This is a genomic window from Chromobacterium sp. FG89, from assembly GCF_057808735.1.
This window is the reverse complement of record NZ_JBMDIQ010000097.1, coordinates 1-318: the sequence shown is the minus strand read 5'-3', so window position 1 is coordinate 318 and position 318 is coordinate 1. Positions and strand designations below refer to the sequence as shown.

Below are 318 nucleotides of genomic sequence, written 5' to 3'. Positions count from 1 at the left end.
GCTGCAGTTGGCCGGACTGTTTCACCACCTGGCCCTGTGCATCCACCTGGCCCGCCGTATTACCCTTCTTGCCCCAAAGCGCTTTCGACTTGTCGGTCGCCTCGCCTTTGTTCGCGTCAAAGGCATAGCTACCGCTCAGGCCTTCGCCCACCTCCAGCTTGCCTTTCAGCTTCAGATCCTTCACCAACGGTTTCGCCTTCGGGTCAATCACACTGCCGCCCTCACCCAAGGCTGCCGTCGTGGCCGTCTCAATCTGGCCCTTGGCCTGACGCGCGTTCTCCGGTTGCACCGACACTTCCAGCACGGTGCCGGCATCCG

1 protein-coding gene is annotated in these 318 nt (G+C 62.3%); it reads right to left on the bottom strand.

The features are described from left to right. A partial coding sequence (locus tag ACODRW_RS24405; RefSeq protein WP_488906939.1) for a hypothetical protein occupies positions 1–318 on the bottom strand: 318 nt, incomplete at both ends.